Source organism: Promicromonospora kroppenstedtii DSM 19349 (genome assembly GCF_000515355.1).
Taxonomy (GTDB): domain Bacteria; phylum Actinomycetota; class Actinomycetes; order Actinomycetales; family Cellulomonadaceae; genus Promicromonospora; species Promicromonospora kroppenstedtii.
This window is the reverse complement of sequence record NZ_KI911695.1, coordinates 22,986-23,424: the sequence shown is the minus strand read 5'-3', so window position 1 is coordinate 23,424 and position 439 is coordinate 22,986. Positions and strand designations below refer to the sequence as shown.

General features: G+C 76.8%; 1 protein-coding gene. It reads right to left on the bottom strand.

The annotated features are described in order from the left end of the window. Positions 1-439, bottom strand: a 439-nt coding sequence (locus PROKR_RS35310) for an enoyl-CoA hydratase-related protein (RefSeq protein ID WP_036965323.1), incomplete at both ends; no start/stop codon positions are given.

Here is a 439-nt window from a genome sequence, read left to right as displayed (position 1 = left end):
CCGCTTCGCCGCCGCAACGGCCTCGGGCCGCCGCCCGGCGATGCGGGCCGCCAGCTCGAACGCCTCGGCCAGGGGCGTGTCGGTGACAGTGCCGGCCAGGCCGAGGCGGCCGGCGTCGGCCCCGGAGAACTCCTCGGCGGTGAAGGTGAGGCGCTTGGCCGTCTCGATGCCCACGAGCTGCGTCAGCGCGCGGATGCCCGACATGTCGGGGACCAGGCCGTGCTCGACCTCCTTGACGGACCAGCGGGCGTCGGGCGTGGTCAGGCGCAGGTCGGCCGCGAGAGCGATCTGCACGCCCGCGCCGATGACGTGCCCGTGCACGGCCGCGATCACCGGGACCGGCAGGCGCCGCCAGGCCCAGCAGGCCTCCTGGAACAGGTTGGTGCCCCGCGGCGTCGGCACGAAGGCCCGGGCGACCGCCGTCGGGTTCCGCGCCGCC